The following is a 15,449-nucleotide window of genomic DNA, read 5'->3' as shown; positions in this document are numbered from 1 at the left end:
GGTAAGAGCCGTTCACCGTCGGCCGGCCGACCGGGTAAGAGACGGCGCGAGAAACCCGAACGGCGGGCAAGAGCCGGGGAAACCCGCGGCAAGGGCACGGAAAAGGGCCGGCCCCGGGATCGTCGTCCCGGGGCCGGCCCTTCGGTCGGCGGGCGTCAGCCGGCGTTCACGCCGTCGGTGTCGTCGGCGGCCGCGGTGCGCGGTCCGGGCACCGCCCCGGCCAGTGCGCCGTCCTCGCCGCTCAGCCGCGCCTGCTGACCGACGTTGCGGGCCTCCGCCTTGACCGCGAGATCGGTCACCGCGGTGTTGAACTGGACGATGGACGCGGGCTCGTCCGGGCCCAGCAGGTAGCGCTTGAGCTCCACCCGGTCCCCGGCCAGCGGGTCGCTCGCCGGGTCGCGCACGGCGGCCAGCAGCTCGCCCAGCTCGGCCGCGCTGTTGGTCAGGATGGTCGCCGCGCGCACCGCGGTGTTCTGCCGCTTGAACTCCTCGGCGCCCAGCTCGCCGGAGTCGGTGACCGCGTACGGCTTGCCGCTCGCGATGAAGTCGGAGACCACCGAGGAGATGTCGGAGACCATCGCGTCGGAGACGTTGAAGCAGTCGTACAGGCGCGGCTCGGCGCCGGTGATCACCCGGTGCTCGTACGACGGGAAGGAGCGCCAGTAGGCGTCGTTCCACTCGGCGCGCAGCCGGGCGACCTCCTGGTGCCTGGCCACGTCCACGACGCCGTCCCGGGTGGCCTCGGCCTCGTCACCGCGCTCGCCGGCCGGCCCGGCCAGCTCGGCGAGCCGGGCCTCGATACGGGCCAGCTCGGCCTTGGCCTGCGCCATCGCCTTGGCGTCGGCGGTGAAGCGGGAGTCCCCGGCCCGCTGGGCCGCGGCCTTCTCCACCAGCGCGGTGATCCGCTGGTGGGCGGCGCCGGCCTGCTTGGAGACCGTGCCGGTGAACGGGTGCGGCTTGTACAGCACGCGGACCGGCGGGTCGGCCGCGATCAGCTTCCGCACGATGTTCTCGCCGGCCAGCACGATCGAGGTGTTGCCCGGGTTGCCGTCCCAGCCCTCCCAGGTGGGCGCGTACAGCACGGTCGGGATGCGGCCCGCGGGCACGCCCTGCCGGCTCTGGATGGGGGCGAGCTGCGGACGGCCCACCTCCACGATGTCGTCGTCGCGGACCCCGACGTCGGCCAGGGCGTAGCGGTCGCGGCCCGCCCGGCCCGCGGTCCACACCTCGTCGTAGACCTTGCTGAACGGGTTGACGCTGGCGAGCTTGTCGCTGTCGCCGTGGCCGATGAAGACGTGCTTCATGGTGGGCACGCGCAGCAGGTGGATGTTCTTGCCGACGTTGGCGGCGTACAGGGCGACGCGCACGGTCGACAGGTCCATGTTCATCAGGTGCACCCCTCCGGGCACGCAGATGACGGGGACCGTGGTGGGCGCCAGGTTGTTCAGGATGGCCCGCTCGCGCAGCAGGATCAGCGGCCGGGACTCCAGCTGCTCCATCGTCTCCAGCCACATGTTGACCTGGTACGCGGAGTCCTTGGAGCCGGAGAAGTACAGCACGGTCTCCGGCTTGTAGCCCGCGAGCCAGTCGTCGACGGCGGCGAGGACGACCTCGGCCTTCGGCGGGATCTTGCGGCCGCGGACGTACGGCGTGAGCACCAGGACGTACAGCAGGCCCAGGCCGATGGTCAGGCACATGCCGGCGAAGCCCGCGGCGGAGGCGCCCAGATGGGCGGAGACGAGGATGCCGACGACCGCGAACAGGTCGAGGTGCAGCATCTTCTCCGCGCTGCGGTGCAGCAGGAACTGGGGCGGGGCGTCCGGGATGCGGATGCGGGACTTCAGGTCCACGTTGCGGGTCGCGACCGGCATCTTGCGGCGGTTGCGGATGAGGGTGACCAGCGCTCCGTGCGGGGCCTGGAGGCCGTAGAAGGCGATGAAGCAGGCGACCGCGCGGTAGAAGATCAGGTCGTCCGCGTGGGACAGCCGGGCCAGCAGGAGGATCAGCAGCAGCTGCCGGATCAGGAAGCGGATCGACAGACCGGCGCGGACCTTGCTGAGGCGGTTGATCAGATAACTGCCCTTGCGGTGCAGATAGTGGTCCGCCAGGTACGTCACGGCGGCCGCGGCCCCGAAGGCGGGGAGGCTCGGGACGAGCGCGGCCAGCATGAGCGCCGGGTAGCCCAGGATCATGAGCGCCGCCGCGGCCAGCTCGGCCGCGCTGCCCACCCGGGCGACGCGAATAGCGGTGGATATCACGGAGAAACCTGCTCTGGGAGGGGGAGTGCCGGTTTTGTCGGTACTGCCGCAAATGCCGGTGATACACAGGGTGTAGGGGTATTCGCGGTGTACGGATTCAGGCCCCTGTGAACGCCCGGTGAATAAGCGATCGCAGAGGCCTGAATTCCTAAAATCTATTGTCGAATTATTACATGCCGTCCTGACGGTCCAACACGGAGGCCAGCGCCTGCTCGAAACCGGAGGCCGTGGCGGCACCCGCGGTCGGGTCCTGCTGACGGACGTCGATGACATGACCGGTCAGCTCGGAGAGCAGCACGTCCAGCGAGGTACGGGCCACCGCCTCGGAGGACAGCAGGGAGCCGGCCGGCTCCTGACCGAAGGCCTTGGTGCGCATCGGGGTGGCCGTGCGCTCCGGGTTGACGCAGTTGACACGGATGCCGTCGCCCGCCCACTCGTCGGACAGCGCCTGGGTGAGGTTCACCATGGCGGCCTTGGTGGACGAGTAGAGGCTGTACTCGGCGCGGCCCCGGGTGTAGCTGCTGGAGGTGTACAGCAGCAGCTGGCCCTGGGTCTCCGCCAGGTACTTGTAGGACGAGCGCGCGATCTGCACCGGGGCCAGGTAGTTGACCTTCAGCGCCTCCTCGATGGTGGCGTTGTCGGTCTCGGCGAGCCTGCCGATGCGCAGCACACCCGCGGTGTTGACGACGTAGTCGATCCGGCCGGTCTCCGCGTACGCCTTGGACAGCGCGTCGTCGACCTCCTCCGGATTCTCCACGTGGGTGCCGGTGGTGGAGCGGCCCAGCGCGTAGACCCGCGCGCCGTAGGACTCCGCCAGTTCGGCGATGTCCTTGCCGATGCCGTAGGAGCCGCCGAAGATGACCACCGTCTTGCCGGTGAGCAGCTCGCGGTAGACGTCCTCGCCCTTCTGCTCGGGCGCGGCGGTGGAGGCGAGCTGGAACAGCTTGTCGGCGATGAAGACGTCGACCGGCTGCGTCACCTTCATGTTGTACTCGTCGCCCGCCACCACGTGGATCGGCACGTCCGGCAGATACTTGAGGACCACCGAACAGTCGTCCGTCGCCTGGAAGTTGGGGTCACCGGAGGCGACCTCGTAGGCACGCCGGATGGTGGACAGCTTGAAGGCCTGCGGAGTCTGGCCGCGGCGCAGCCGGGAGCGGTCCGGGATCTCGGTGATGAACTCGCCGTCCTCGCCGTGCGTGCGCGTGACGATGATGGTGTCCGCGGACGGGATGGCGACGTCCACGGCCTGGTAGCGCTCCAGCGCCGCCACGCAGTCGTCGATGACGCGCCGCGAGAGCAGGGGGCGCACGGCGTCGTGGAAGAGGACGTTGAGGTCCTCGCCCTCGGCCAGGCCCTCGCCGAGGGCCTCGATGGCGCGCTCGGTGGTCTCGTTCCGCGTGGAGCCGCCCTCGATGACCTTCTTCACCTTCGTGAATCCGGCCTTGGCCACGATCTTCTCGATGTCCGGCACATAACCCGGCGCCATCAGCACGATGACGTCGTCGATCGAATCCGCCTTCTCGAAGGTGGTCAGCGTGTGCTCGATGACTGCCTTGCCGGCGATCTTCAGCAGCTGCTTGGGGATCGACAGACCCACCCGCTGACCGGTACCCCCGGCCAGGATCACTGCGGTGGTACGGGGCTTGGCTATGTGCTGTGACACAGGTGACCTACCTTGGGGCGACAGGGAACCGTGAAATGGTCCCACTTTAGGTAAGCGCAGTGCAAGGTGAGGGTCATCCCGTGCATAGGAGATCGCAACCTGTCATTTACCTTGCACACCCGGTGATTCCAGCGTGCCCGTTGTGAACTTCCGTGAATTTGCTGTGAGTAAGTCCACAGCTCCGTTTCATCAAGAATCCGCGGCAATTCGGTATCGGCCCGGACACGAGTGCCGGGCGCCCCAAGAGGCGCCCGGCACTCGTGCGTTACCGCGGTCTCACTCGAAGGGGTCGAAGTCGCCGAACTCGCGCAGCGCCTCGTCCCGCTCCGCCTCCTTGTCCCGGCGGCGCTGGGTCGCGGGCCGGGGCGCGTCGAAGCGGTGGTCCTCGCCGCGGCGGCCGAGCATCTCGGCGCCCGCCATGACCGAGGGCTCCCAGTCGAAGACGACCGCGTTCTCCTCGGGACCGATGGCCACGCCGTCGCCGCTGCGGGCGCCCGCCTTCATCAACTGCTCTTCCACACCGAGGCGGTTGAGCCGGTCGGCGAGGTAGCCGACGGCCTCGTCGTTGTTGAAGTCGGTCTGGCGCACCCAGCGTTCGGGCTTCTCGCCGCGCACCCGGAACAGCGGCTCGCCGCCGATCTCCTCGCGGGTGACGGTGAAGCCGGCGTCGTCCACGGCCTTGGGCCGGATGACGATGCGGGTCGCCTCCTCCTTGGGCTTGGCCGCGCGCGCCGTGCCGACCAGGTCACCGAGGGCGAAGGACAGCTCGCGCAGCCCGATGTGGGCGACCGCCGACACCTCGAAGACGCGGTAGCCGCGGGCCTCCAGGTCGGGGCGGACCATCTCGGCCAGGTCCTTGCCGTCGGGCACGTCCACCTTGTTCAGGACGACGATCCGGGGCCGGTTGTCCAGACCGCCGTACTGCCGCAGTTCCTCCTCGATGATGTCGAGGTCGGAGACCGGGTCGCGGTCGGACTCCAGGGTGGCGGTGTCCAGGACGTGCACCAGCACGCTGCACCGCTCCACGTGCCGCAGGAACTCCAGGCCGAGGCCCTTGCCCTGGCTGGCGCCCGGGATCAGACCCGGCACGTCGGCGATGGTGTAGACGGTCGAACCGGCGGTCACCACACCGAGGTTGGGCACCAGGGTGGTGAACGGGTAGTCCGCGATCTTCGGCTTGGCCGCGCTCAGCACCGAGATCAGCGAGGACTTGCCGGCGCTCGGGTAGCCGACCAGCGCCACGTCGGCGACGGTCTTCAGCTCCAGGACCACGTCCTGGACGTCGCCGGGCACGCCGAGCAGCGCGAAGCCGGGCGCCTTGCGGCGGGCCGAGGCCAGCGCCGCGTTGCCGAGGCCGCCCCGGCCGCCCTGCGCGGCGACGTACGACGTGCCGTGCCCGACCAGGTCGGCGAGGACGTTGCCCGCCTTGTCCAGCACGACGGTGCCGTCCGGCACCGGCAGGACCAGGTCCTCGCCGTCCTTGCCGGAGCGGTTGCCGCCCTCGCCGGGCTTGCCGTTGGTGGCCTTGCGGTGCGGGGAGTGGTGGTAGTCGAGCAGCGTGGTGACCGACTGGTCCACCATGAGGATGACGTCACCGCCACGGCCGCCGTTGCCACCGTCCGGGCCGCCCAGCGGCTTGAACTTCTCACGGTGGACGGAGGCACAGCCGTGGCCTCCGTTACCCGCGGCGACGTGCAGTTCGACGCGGTCCACGAAGGTGGTCATGGTTCGGTGCCTCCAGAAAAGTACGGGTGTGTCTAGGTACTAACGCGCAAAGGCGGACCCGCCTTCCCGACCGGGAAGTGAGGTCCGCCTCGCGTGCGTTCGGTGCCGAATCAGCTGATTCAGGCGACCGGAACGATGTTCACGACCTTGCGGCCACGGTGGGTACCGAACTCCACCGCACCGGCCTGCAGGGCGAACAGCGTGTCGTCGCCGCCACGGCCGACGCCGGCGCCGGGGTGGAAGTGGGTGCCGCGCTGGCGGACCAGGATCTCACCAGCGTTCACGACCTGACCGCCGAAGCGCTTCACGCCGAGCCGCTGGGCGTTGGAGTCGCGACCGTTCCGGGTGGACGATGCGCCCTTCTTGTGTGCCATGTCTCCTCAGTCCCTTACTTCGCAGCCGTGGGGATCGACGTGACCTTGATCGCCGTGTACTGCTGGCGGTGGCCCTGCCGACGGCGGTAGCCGGTCTTGTTCTTGTAGCGCAGAATGTCGATCTTCTGGCCCTTGTGGTGGTCCACGACCTCGGCCTGGACCTTGATGCCGGCCAGCACCCACGGGTCGCTGGTCACGGAGTCGCCGTCGACGACGAGCAGGGTCGAGAGCTCGACCGTGTCGCCCACCTTGGCAGTGGAAATCTTGTCAACCTCAACGATGTCGCCGACAGCAACCTTGTGCTGGCGACCACCGCTGCGCACGATGGCGTACACGCGGATCTCTCTTTCGCTCGAAGAAACGGCACCCCCGCAGGCCAGCCGCCCGGGAACAGCACGGGCGACCTCTCCCGGTCGGCCGTGCGTCCGGGAGGAAGAGGTTTACGGGGATGTGGCGTGCTCAGTGACACGCCGACGGTCAAGAGTACGGGGCCACGACCGGCAAAATCAAACCGGGCCCCTCGGGTGTGCGGCCGGTCACGTGGACCGGCCGCACACCCCGGGCGTCAGCCCTCGTCGCCGGCGGAGACCGTGGTGGTCTTCTTCGCCGCCGACTTCTTCGCGGCGGCCGTCTTGGCGGTCTTGGCCGCCTTCTTGGCCGTCGTCTTCTTGGCGGCGGTCTTCTTGGCCGCCGTCTTCTTGGCGGCCGCCTTCTTCGCCGTGGCCTTCTTGGCCGTCTTGCGGGCGGTCTTCTTGGCCGGTGCCGGGGCCTCCTCGGCGGTGGCCTCCTCCGCGGGCGCCTCCGCCGCCTCCGGCGCGGCCGACGGGACGACCACGACGGCCGCCTCCTCGGACGCGGTCGGCGCGGCGGCCTGCCGCACGGCACGGCGGCGCGGACGGGCCGGGGCGGCGCTCTCGGCGGGCGCCGGCGCCTCCTCGGCGGGGGCCACCGGCTCCGGCTCCGGGGCCGCGGACGCGGACTCGGACGCGGACTCGGCGACGGTCACCACGGCGGCCTCGGCACCCGCGGGGGAACCGGCCGGTGCGGACACCTTCCGGGTCGCCCGACGGCGCGTGCGCCCCTTCGGCGCGGCCTCGTCGGCGGCCGGGGCCGCCTCGGCCTGCGGCGCCGGGACCACCTGGTCCTCGGCGGCCACCGGCTCGGCCAGGGCCTGCGTGGCGGGCTCGGGCCGCACCGGGCGCGCCGCCGCCTCCTCGGCGGTGACGTCCTGCGCGGTCGGCACCGCGGCCGGCTCGGCCTCGGCGGCCTTCTCGGCCCGCTCGGCCCTCCGGGGAGCCTTCTCCGCCTTCGGCGCGCCCGCCGGGGCCGACACGCGGCGGCTCGCCCGGCGGCGGCCACGGCCACGGGTGGCCGCCGCCTCCGCCTCGGCGACGCTGCTGTACAGCTCCTCGTCCGGCGCGAACTCGGGCGCGGGCAGGGCGACCGGCTCGGCGGCCTCGGCGGCCACCTCGGCGGCCGTCTCGATCTCCGGCTCGACGGCCTCGCCGCTCTCCACGACGACCGCGGCGGTCTCGTGCACATGCGGCTCGGGCGCCTCGCCGCCCCGGCCGCGCTTCTTGCGCTTGCCGCCGCCACCGCCGCCGGAGCTCGGCTGCTCCAGGTGGACGATGACACCGCGGCCGTTGCAGTGGACACAGGTCTCGGAGAAGGACTCCAGCAGGCCCTGGCCGACCCGCTTGCGGGTCATCTGGACCAGGCCCAGCGAGGTCACCTCGGCCACCTGGTGCTTGGTCCGGTCACGGCCCAGGCACTCCAGCAGGCGGCGCAGCACCAGGTCGCGGTTGGACTCCAGGACCATGTCGATGAAGTCGATCACGATGATGCCGCCGAGGTCGCGCAGCCGCAGCTGGCGCACGATCTCCTCGGCCGCCTCCAGGTTGTTCCTGGTGACCGTCTCCTCCAGGTTGCCGCCCTGGCCGGTGAACTTGCCGGTGTTGACGTCGATGACGACCATCGCCTCGGTCCGGTCGATCACCAGCGAACCGCCGCTGGGCAGCCAGACCTTGCGGTCCAGGGCCTTGGCGAGCTGCTCGTCGATCCGGTAGGTGGCGAAGACGTCGACCTCGGAGGTCCACCTGGACAGCCGGCCCGCCAGGTCCGGCGCGACGTGCGAGACGTACCCGTGGATCGTCTCCCAGGCCTCGTCACCGCTGACGATGACCTTGGAGAAGTCCTCGTTGAAGATGTCGCGCACGACCCGGACGGTCATGTCCGGCTCGCCGTACAGCAGCGTCGGCGCGTTGCCGCTCTTGGCCTTCTTCTGGATCTCCTCCCACTGCGCCTGGAGCCGCTCGACGTCCCGGCGCAGCTCGTCCTCGCTCGCGCCCTCGGCGGCGGTGCGCACGATGACGCCCGCGTCCTCGGGGACGATCTTCTTGAGGATGGACTTCAGCCGGGCCCGCTCGGTGTCGGGCAGCTTGCGGCTGATGCCGGTCATGGAGCCCTCGGGCACGTACACGAGGTAGCGGCCCGGCAGGGAGACCTGGCTGGTCAGACGCGCGCCCTTGTGACCGATCGGGTCCTTGGTGACCTGGACGAGCACGGACTGGCCGGACTTGAGGGCGGACTCGATGCGGCGGGGGCCGCCCGACATGCCCAGCGCCTCGAAGTTGACCTCGCCGGCGTACAGCACCGCGTTACGGCCCTTGCCGATGTCGATGAAGGCGGCCTCCATCGACGGCAGCACGTTCTGCACCTTGCCGAGGTAGACGTTGCCGACGTACGAGGTCGACTGCTCCTTGTTGACGTAGTGCTCCACGAGCACGTTGTCCTCGAGGACGCCGATCTGCGTGCGCTCGCCGTGCTGGCGGACGACCATCACCCGCTCGACGGCCTCGCGGCGGGCCAGGAACTCGGCCTCGGTGATGATCGGGACGCGGCGGCGGCCCTGCTCACGGCCTTCCCGGCGGCGCTGCTTCTTCGCCTCCAGACGGGTCGAGCCCTTGATGGACTGCACCTCGTCGGACGGCTCGCTCTGCTTGCGCGGCTCGCGGACCTTGACGACCGTACGCTCCGGGTCGTCGGCGGACGGCTCGGCGTCGGCGGCGGTGTCACCGGCGCGGCGGCGACGCCGGCGGCGACGGCGGCTGCCGGCGCTGGAGCCGCCGAAGTCCTCGCCGCGCGCCTCCTCGGCGTCCTCTTCCTCCTGCTCGGCGGTGTCCTCGGCGTCCTGCGCGGCCTGCTCGGCGGCCAGTTCCTCGCCCTCGCCCTCGGCGCCCTCGCCGTCGGCGGCGTCCCCGCGGCGGCGGCGACGGCCGCCCCGGCGGCGGCGGCGGCGCGAGGAGGACTCCTCGTAGCCCTCGGCGTCCTCGGCGTCCTCGCCCTCGGCGGCCTCCGCCTCCTCGGCGTCCTCCTCCTCGGCGGCGGCCTCGGCGACGGGGGCCTCCTCGGTGCGCTCGGCACGGCGGCGACGGCGACGGCGCGAACCGGCCTCCGCGCGCTCCTCCGGGTGCTCCTCGACGTGCTCGGCGTGCTCGGCCTGCTCCTCGGGCTCCTCCACCTCGGCGGCCTCGGCGGCGGCCTCGGCGGCGGCGCGCTCCGGGGTCTGGAAGCGCGGCTCGGCGAACACCGGCGGCTGGAAGACGGCGACGGCGGGCCGGGCGGGCCGGCGCGGGCCGTCCGCCTCGTTCTCGGCACCCTCCCGGGCCGGCGCGGAGAAGCCGGACGCGGGGCGCACGGCCCGGCGCCGGGCGCGGCGCGGGGCGGCGCTCTCGGCGGCCTGCGTCGCCTCGGCGGCGGCCGGGACGGCCTCGGTGGCCGCGGCGGGCTCGGTGGTGTGCGTGGTGACGGGGACCTCCGGGGTCTGCGCGGCCTCGGCAGCGGTGGTGCTCTCGGGCGCGGAGACCCGACGGGTGGCGCGGCGCCGGGTACGGCGCGGCGCGGCGTCCTCGGCGGGCACGTCCTCGGCGGGGGCCTCGGCGACGGCGGGAGCCTCGGTCACGGCGGGTGCCTCCGCGGCGGCCGGGGCCTCCACGGCGCCCTCGGCGGCCTTCGGCGCCCCGGTGGGGGCGGAGGCACGGCGGGTGGCACGACGGCGGGCACGGGGGGCGGGAGCCGCCTCCTCCGTCTCCGGGGCGGCCTGCTCCTCGGCGGACGCGTCCTCGACGGCCGGCACGACGGTCTCGACGGCCTCGGCCGCGGCGGGCGCCCCGGCGGGCGCGGAGGCACGGCGCGCGGTACGACGGCGCGGACGGGCGGCGGGCGCCTCGGCCCCCTCCGTCTCCGCAGCGGTCGCCTCGACGACGGCCGGCGCCGCCGTCTCGGCGGTCTCGGCGGTCTCGGTCACGGCGGGCGCCTCGGCGGCGCGGCGCGTGGCCCGGCGACGCGGACGGGCCGCGGGCGCCTCGGTCTCGGCGGGGGCCTCGGTCTCGGCGGGGGCCTCGGTCTCCGCTTCCCCGGCCGCGGCGGTGGGCGTGGCGACGCTGCGCGTGGCCCGGCGGCGGGTGCGGCGCGGTGCGGCCTCCTCGCCGACGACGACCTCGCCGCCCTCGGCGACGGCCGCGGGCGCGGCCGGCGCGACGGTCTCCGCGGCCTCTGCGGCCTCGGCGGACGCGGGCGCTCCGGCGGGCGCGGAGGCACGGCGGGTGGCGCGGCGGCGCGGTCGCGCGGCCGGTGCCTCCGTGGCCGGGGCGGCGGCTGTCTCCTCGGCCTCGGCCGGTTCGTCCGTCTCGGCGGCCTGTATGGCCGGGACGGTGACCTCCGCGGGCGCCTCCGCCGCGACGGGCGGACCCGCCGGGCGGGAGGCGGCACGCCGACGCCTGCGCGGCGGCAGGGTGTCGCTCGGAGTGTTCAGTTCGGAACCCTCGTTGGGTTCGGTCGGTTCGAGCATGCGGGCGTTTCTCCCGTCAGGCTCCCGGGCGCCGCACCCGGTACGGCGACGGCCTCAGTGGCCGTCCGCCGTTGACGTCCGCGGCCCGCGCGATGCGCGATGGCCGCCGTCCGGGGCGCGGGCGCCGCACGGGAGCACTCTGTGTCCTGTCTCGCCGGTTCCGTACGCCTTGTCGGTACGGCCTGGCGAAAGTCTTCTGGTCGGTGCGCTGCCCGACCCAGGTGGCTCCCGAGTACGAGGGCGGCGCTACGACGTCCGTCCTACGCGGGACCTTCCGGCACCGGCGCCGTCGCGGCGGCAGCCGGTGCGGCCGTCAGGGCCGTGGCTGCCTCGCGGTCGGGCGCGAGCGGGTCGGTCACCGTGCCGGTCTCTTCATCGAACAGCCCCTGCGCCAGCCTGGTCACCGCTGCGGGGACCGGCGGCGCCAGGTCGGCCACGGCGCGGAGACCGGACAGGACGTCGTCGGGTCGTACGGCAGGCGTCACGTGCCGAACAACCAGCCGCAGTATCGCACAGGGCTGGTCGGTCGGCCCATCAGCCGGTGCGCCGTGCGCCTGAAGGCTCACCACGGCCGGGCGGGCGTCGAAGGTGCGCACACCGTTCTTGGTCATGCGCTGCACCTCGACGGTCTCGGCTCCGTTGAAGGCCTCGACCGCGCGCTCGGCGTCGGCCGGATCGACTCCGGCCAGCGTGAGCTCCCAGACGGAGGCCGTCAGCCGGTCGGCGAGGCCCGAGGTGTGCGCCTCCACCGCGTCGACGACGTCGAGCCCGGTGGGCAGCGACTCGTCGAGGAGGACGCGCAGTTTCTCGGGATCGCGCGGCGCGGTGAGCGCGATTTCCAGGTACTCCGCCTCACTGCCCGTGCCGGTGGGTGCGGCATTGGCATACGACACCTTCGGGTGCGGCGTGAATCCGGCCGAGTACGCCATGGGCACCTCGGCGCGGCGCAGCGCACGCTCGAAGGCGCGCTGGAAGTCTCGGTGGCTGGTGAACCTCAGGCGGCCGCGCTTGGTGTAGCGCAGTCGGATGCGCTGCACCGCGGGTGCGGGCGGCGGGCCTTCGGGCTGTCGCTTGCCCAGTGTCCTAGTCCTTCGTGAGAGCGGTCGTACTCCTACCAAGAGTACGTGCCGTCGCGCCCGGAGGTTCCCGCGATGTGGACCAGGGGTGGGACGGGACGTCCGGTCACCCTTCGCGGCCACCCTTTTTACGGGCAATTCGCCCCTTGTGGGCGAGGGGGGCGAACGTGTCGGGCGACGCCGCCACGGGTACCGGGGCCGCGAACCTTTCCGCGGCCCCGAAGGAAGTCACATGCTTTCCGACCGGTCGCGCCCAGTCATAGCCGCGACGTTGCCGGTCGTCGCCGAGCACATCGGCGAGATCGCCCAGCGCTTCTACAAGCACCTGTTCACCGAGCACCCCGAGCTGATGGACGGTGTCTTCAACCGCGGCAACCAGGTCCACGGCCGGCAACAGCAGGCACTCGCCGGCTCGGTCGCCGCCTTCGCGACGACCCTGCTGGAGAGTCCCGAGCGGGTGCCGGAGCAGCTGCTGTGCCGGATCGCCCACAAGCACACCTCGCTCGGCATCCGCCCGGACCAGTACCGGATCGTCCACGACCACCTGATGTGGGCGATCGGCGACGTCCTGGGCGACGCGGTCACCCCGGAGGTCGCCGCGGCCTGGGACGAGGTGTACTGGCTCATGGCCAACGCCCTGATCAACCAGGAACGCGGCCTGTACAGCGCGCGCGGGGTCCGGCCGGAGACGGTGTGGCGGGACTGGCAGGTGGTGCGGAAGATCCCGGAGAGCGACGACGTGGTGACCTTCGTCGTCCGGCGCACCGACGACCGCCTGGTGAAGACCTCGCTGCCCGGCCAGTACGTCACCGTGCGGATGCGGATGCCCGACGGCACGCTCCAGCCCCGCCAGTACAGCCTGACCCGCGCCGACGACGGGGAACACCGCCAGTTCTCCGTCAAGCGGGTGCGCGGCGAGGGCGGCGACCCGGACGGCGAGATGTCGACGCTGCTGCACGACTCGGTGGGAGTGGGCGACACGGTGTCGCTGTCCCTGCCGTACGGCGACGTGGTGCTCGACGACGCCGGGCGCCCGGTGGTCTTCGCCGGCGCGGGCATCGGCGTCTCCCCCATGGCGGGCATGCTGTCCCACCTGGCGGCGGCCGAGTCCGGGCTGTCGATCACCGTGCTGCACGCCGATCTCGACGAGAGCCGGTTCCCGCTGCGCCGCCAGGTCGTCAACGACGTGCTGGCACTGCGCAACGCCCGGATGTACGTCTGGTACGAGAAGGGCGCCCACAGCATGGAACCGGTGGACGGGGTCTTCGAGGCACTGATGGACCCCACCGCCGTCGACCTGGCCGACGACGCCGTGTACCACCTGTGCGGCCCGCTCCCCTTCATGAAGGCGGTACGCGGCAGGCTGATCGAGCACGGGGTGGCCCCGCACGACATCCAGTACGAGGTCTTCGGCCCCGACCTGTGGCAGGCCGACCTGGACTGACCCCGAAGACCGCTGCGGGCGGGACCGAACGGCCCCGCCCGGACCCGCTCACCTCAGTGCGCGTGCCCGCTCGAAGCCGGTGCCGGGCCCGCGTTCTTGACCGTCAGGGGGAGCAGCTTCCTGCCCGTCGGGCCGATCTGGATGTGGGTGTCCATCTGCGGGCAGACGCCGCAGTCGAAGCAGGGGGTCCAGCGGCAGTCCTCGACCTCGGTCTCGTCGAGGGCGTCCTGCCAGTCCTCCCAGAGCCAGTCCTTGTCGAGGCCGGAGTCGAGGTGGTCCCAGGGCAGGACCTCCTCGTAGCCGCGCTCACGGGTGGTGTACCAGTCGACGTCCACACCGTGGCCGGCGAGGGCCTTGTCGGCGCAGGCCATCCAGCGGTCGTAGGAGAAGTGCTCGCGCCAGCCGTCGAAGCGGCCGCCGTCCTCGTAGACGGCGCGGATGACGTCGCCCACCCGGCGGTCGCCGCGGGACAGCAGGCCCTCGACGATGCCCGGCTTGCCGTCGTGGTACCGGAAGCCGATGGAGCGGCCGTACTTCTTGTCGCCGCGGATCTTGTCGCGCAGCTTCTCCAGGCGCGCGTCCGTCTCCTCCGCCGACAGCTGCGGGGCCCACTGGAACGGCGTGTGCGGCTTGGGCACGAAGCCGCCGATGGAGACCGTGCAGCGGATGTCGTTGGAGCCGGAGACCTCGCGGCCCTTCTGGATGACGTGGGTCGCCATGTCGGCGATCTGGAGGACGTCCTCGTCGGTCTCCGTGGGCAGGCCGCACATGAAGTACAGCTTCACCTGGCGCCATCCGTTGCCGTAGGCCGTCGCCACGGTCCGGATGAGGTCGTCCTCCGAGACCATCTTGTTGATGACCTTGCGCATGCGCTCGGAGCCGCCCTCGGGGGCGAAGGTCAGACCGGAGCGGCGGCCGTTGCGGGTCAGCTCGTTGGCCAGGTCGACGTTGAAGGCGTCCACGCGGGTGGAGGGCAGCGACAGGCCGATCTTGTCGTCCGTGTAGCGGTCCGCCAGGCCCTTGGCGATGTCGCCGATCTCCGAGTGGTCCGCGGAGGACAGCGAGAGCAGGCCGACCTCCTCGAAGCCGGTGGCCTTCAGGCCCTTGTCGACCATGTCGCCGATGCCGGTGATGGAGCGCTCGCGCACCGGGCGGGTGATCATGCCCGCCTGGCAGAAGCGGCAGCCGCGGGTGCAGCCGCGGAAGATCTCCACCGACATGCGCTCGTGGACCGTCTCGGCCAGCGGGACGAGCGGCTGCTTCGGGTACGGCCATTCGTCCAGGTCCATGACGGTGTGCTTGGACACCCGCCACGGCACGCCGGACTTGTTCGGCACGACACGGGCGATACGGCCGTCGGGCAGGTACTCGACGTCGTAGAACGCGGGGACGTAGACCCCGCCCGTCCTCGCCAGCCGGAAGAGGACCTCCTCGCGGCCGCCGGGGCGGCCCTCAGCCTTCCACTCGCGGATGATCCGGGTCATGTCCAGGACGGCCTGCTCGCCGTCGCCGATGACCGCCGCGTCGATGAAGTCGGCGATCGGCTCCGGGTTGAACGCGGCGTGGCCGCCGGCCAGGACGATCGGGTCCTCGTCGGTGCGGTCCCTGGACTCCAGCGGGATGCCGGCCAGGTCCAGCGCGGTGAGCATGTTGGTGTAGCCCAGCTCCGTGGAGAAGCTCAGCCCGAACACGTCGAAGGCCTTCACCGGGCGGTGGCTGTCGACCGTGAACTGCGGGACGCGATGCTCGCGCATCAGCGCCTCCAGGTCCGGCCAGACGCTGTAGGTGCGCTCGGCGAGCACGCCCTCCTGCTCGTTGAGGACCTCGTAGAGGATCATGACGCCCTGGTTGGGCAGACCGACCTCGTAGGCGTCCGGGTACATGAGCGCCCAGCGGACGTCGCACTCGTCCCAGTCCTTGACGGTGGAGTTGAGTTCTCCACCCACGTACTGGATGGGCTTCTGCACGTGCGGGAGCAGAGCTTCGAGCTGCGGGAAAACCGACTCGACAGGCATCTCGCGAACCTTCATGAGCTGACAGGGGTGACCATCCAGCGT

Annotated in this window: 9 protein-coding genes; 1 reads left to right on the top strand and 8 read right to left on the bottom strand. The window is 71.9% G+C overall.

The genetic code is table 11. The features are described from left to right. Positions 1 to 155 precede the first annotated feature (155 nt). From FRZ03_RS26385 to FRZ03_RS26355, 7 genes are all read right to left on the bottom strand, one after another. Positions 156 to 2,258 carry a CDP-glycerol glycerophosphotransferase family protein gene (locus tag FRZ03_RS26385; protein WP_261399344.1) on the bottom strand — a complete coding sequence of 701 codons (2,103 nt, stop codon included), beginning with the start codon at positions 2,256 to 2,258 and terminating at the stop codon, positions 156 to 158. Between the two features lie 169 nt (positions 2,259 to 2,427). Next, positions 2,428 to 3,924, bottom strand: a complete 1,497-nt coding sequence (locus FRZ03_RS26380) for a bifunctional cytidylyltransferase/SDR family oxidoreductase (RefSeq protein ID WP_146467625.1) — start codon at positions 3,922 to 3,924, stop codon at positions 2,428 to 2,430. Positions 3,925 to 4,200: 276 nt separating this feature from the next. Further along, the gene (gene obgE, locus FRZ03_RS26375; protein WP_146467624.1) at positions 4,201 to 5,649 is read right to left on the bottom strand and encodes a GTPase ObgE; all 1,449 of its coding nucleotides are present in this window, start codon (positions 5,647 to 5,649) and stop codon (positions 4,201 to 4,203) included. Between the two features lie 119 nt (positions 5,650 to 5,768). Next, a complete protein-coding gene (gene rpmA / locus FRZ03_RS26370; RefSeq protein WP_023550764.1) occupies positions 5,769 to 6,023 on the bottom strand; it encodes a 50S ribosomal protein L27 in 255 nt (84 codons plus the stop codon). A 14-nt stretch (positions 6,024 to 6,037) separates the two neighbouring features. Then, positions 6,038 to 6,358 (bottom strand): 50S ribosomal protein L21, encoded by a 321-nt coding sequence (rplU, locus tag FRZ03_RS26365; RefSeq protein ID WP_028422127.1) that lies wholly within the window; start codon positions 6,356 to 6,358, stop codon positions 6,038 to 6,040. 230 nt (positions 6,359 to 6,588) lie between these two features. Next, positions 6,589 to 10,872: an Rne/Rng family ribonuclease gene (locus tag FRZ03_RS26360; RefSeq protein ID WP_186785619.1), complete on the bottom strand. Its 4,284-nt coding sequence runs from the start codon at positions 10,870 to 10,872 to the stop codon at positions 6,589 to 6,591. 260 nt (positions 10,873 to 11,132) lie between these two features. Further along, positions 11,133 to 11,909: a TIGR03936 family radical SAM-associated protein gene (locus tag FRZ03_RS26355; protein ID WP_146467623.1), complete on the bottom strand. Its 777-nt coding sequence runs from the start codon at positions 11,907 to 11,909 to the stop codon at positions 11,133 to 11,135. A gap of 271 nt (positions 11,910 to 12,180) precedes the next feature. Here FRZ03_RS26355 and FRZ03_RS26350 point away from each other — a divergent pair, with 271 nt between their 5' ends. Further along, complete coding sequence (locus FRZ03_RS26350) at positions 12,181 to 13,392, top strand: globin domain-containing protein (RefSeq protein WP_146467622.1); 1,212 nt, start codon at positions 12,181 to 12,183, stop codon at positions 13,390 to 13,392. A 53-nt stretch (positions 13,393 to 13,445) separates the two neighbouring features. Here FRZ03_RS26350 and FRZ03_RS26345 read toward each other — a convergent pair whose 3' ends face one another. Next, entirely contained in the window at positions 13,446 to 15,407 is a 1,962-nt protein-coding gene (locus FRZ03_RS26345) for a TIGR03960 family B12-binding radical SAM protein (RefSeq protein WP_146467621.1), read from the bottom strand. Positions 15,408 to 15,449: the final 42 nt, after the last annotated feature.

The sequence above is a fragment of the Streptomyces misionensis genome (assembly GCF_007896895.1).
Classification (GTDB): Bacteria; Actinomycetota; Actinomycetes; order Streptomycetales; family Streptomycetaceae; genus Streptomyces; species Streptomyces misionensis_A.
Note: the sequence above shows the minus strand (reverse complement) of the source record. Positions and strands in the feature narration are given on the sequence as shown.

Excerpts from the sequence above, each read along its gene's own strand:
- obgE (WP_146467624.1), bottom strand. The coding sequence starts at position 5,649 with ATGACCACCTTCGTGGACCGCGTCGAACTGCACGTCGCCGCGGGTAAC.
- rpmA (WP_023550764.1), bottom strand. The coding sequence starts at position 6,023 with ATGGCACACAAGAAGGGCGCATCGTCCACCCGGAACGGTCGCGACTCC.
- FRZ03_RS26360 (WP_186785619.1), bottom strand. The coding sequence starts at position 10,872 with ATGCTCGAACCGACCGAACCCAACGAGGGTTCCGAACTGAACACTCCG.
- FRZ03_RS26350 (WP_146467622.1), top strand. The coding sequence starts at position 12,181 with ATGCTTTCCGACCGGTCGCGCCCAGTCATAGCCGCGACGTTGCCGGTC.
- FRZ03_RS26345 (WP_146467621.1), bottom strand. The coding sequence starts at position 15,407 with ATGCCTGTCGAGTCGGTTTTCCCGCAGCTCGAAGCTCTGCTCCCGCAC.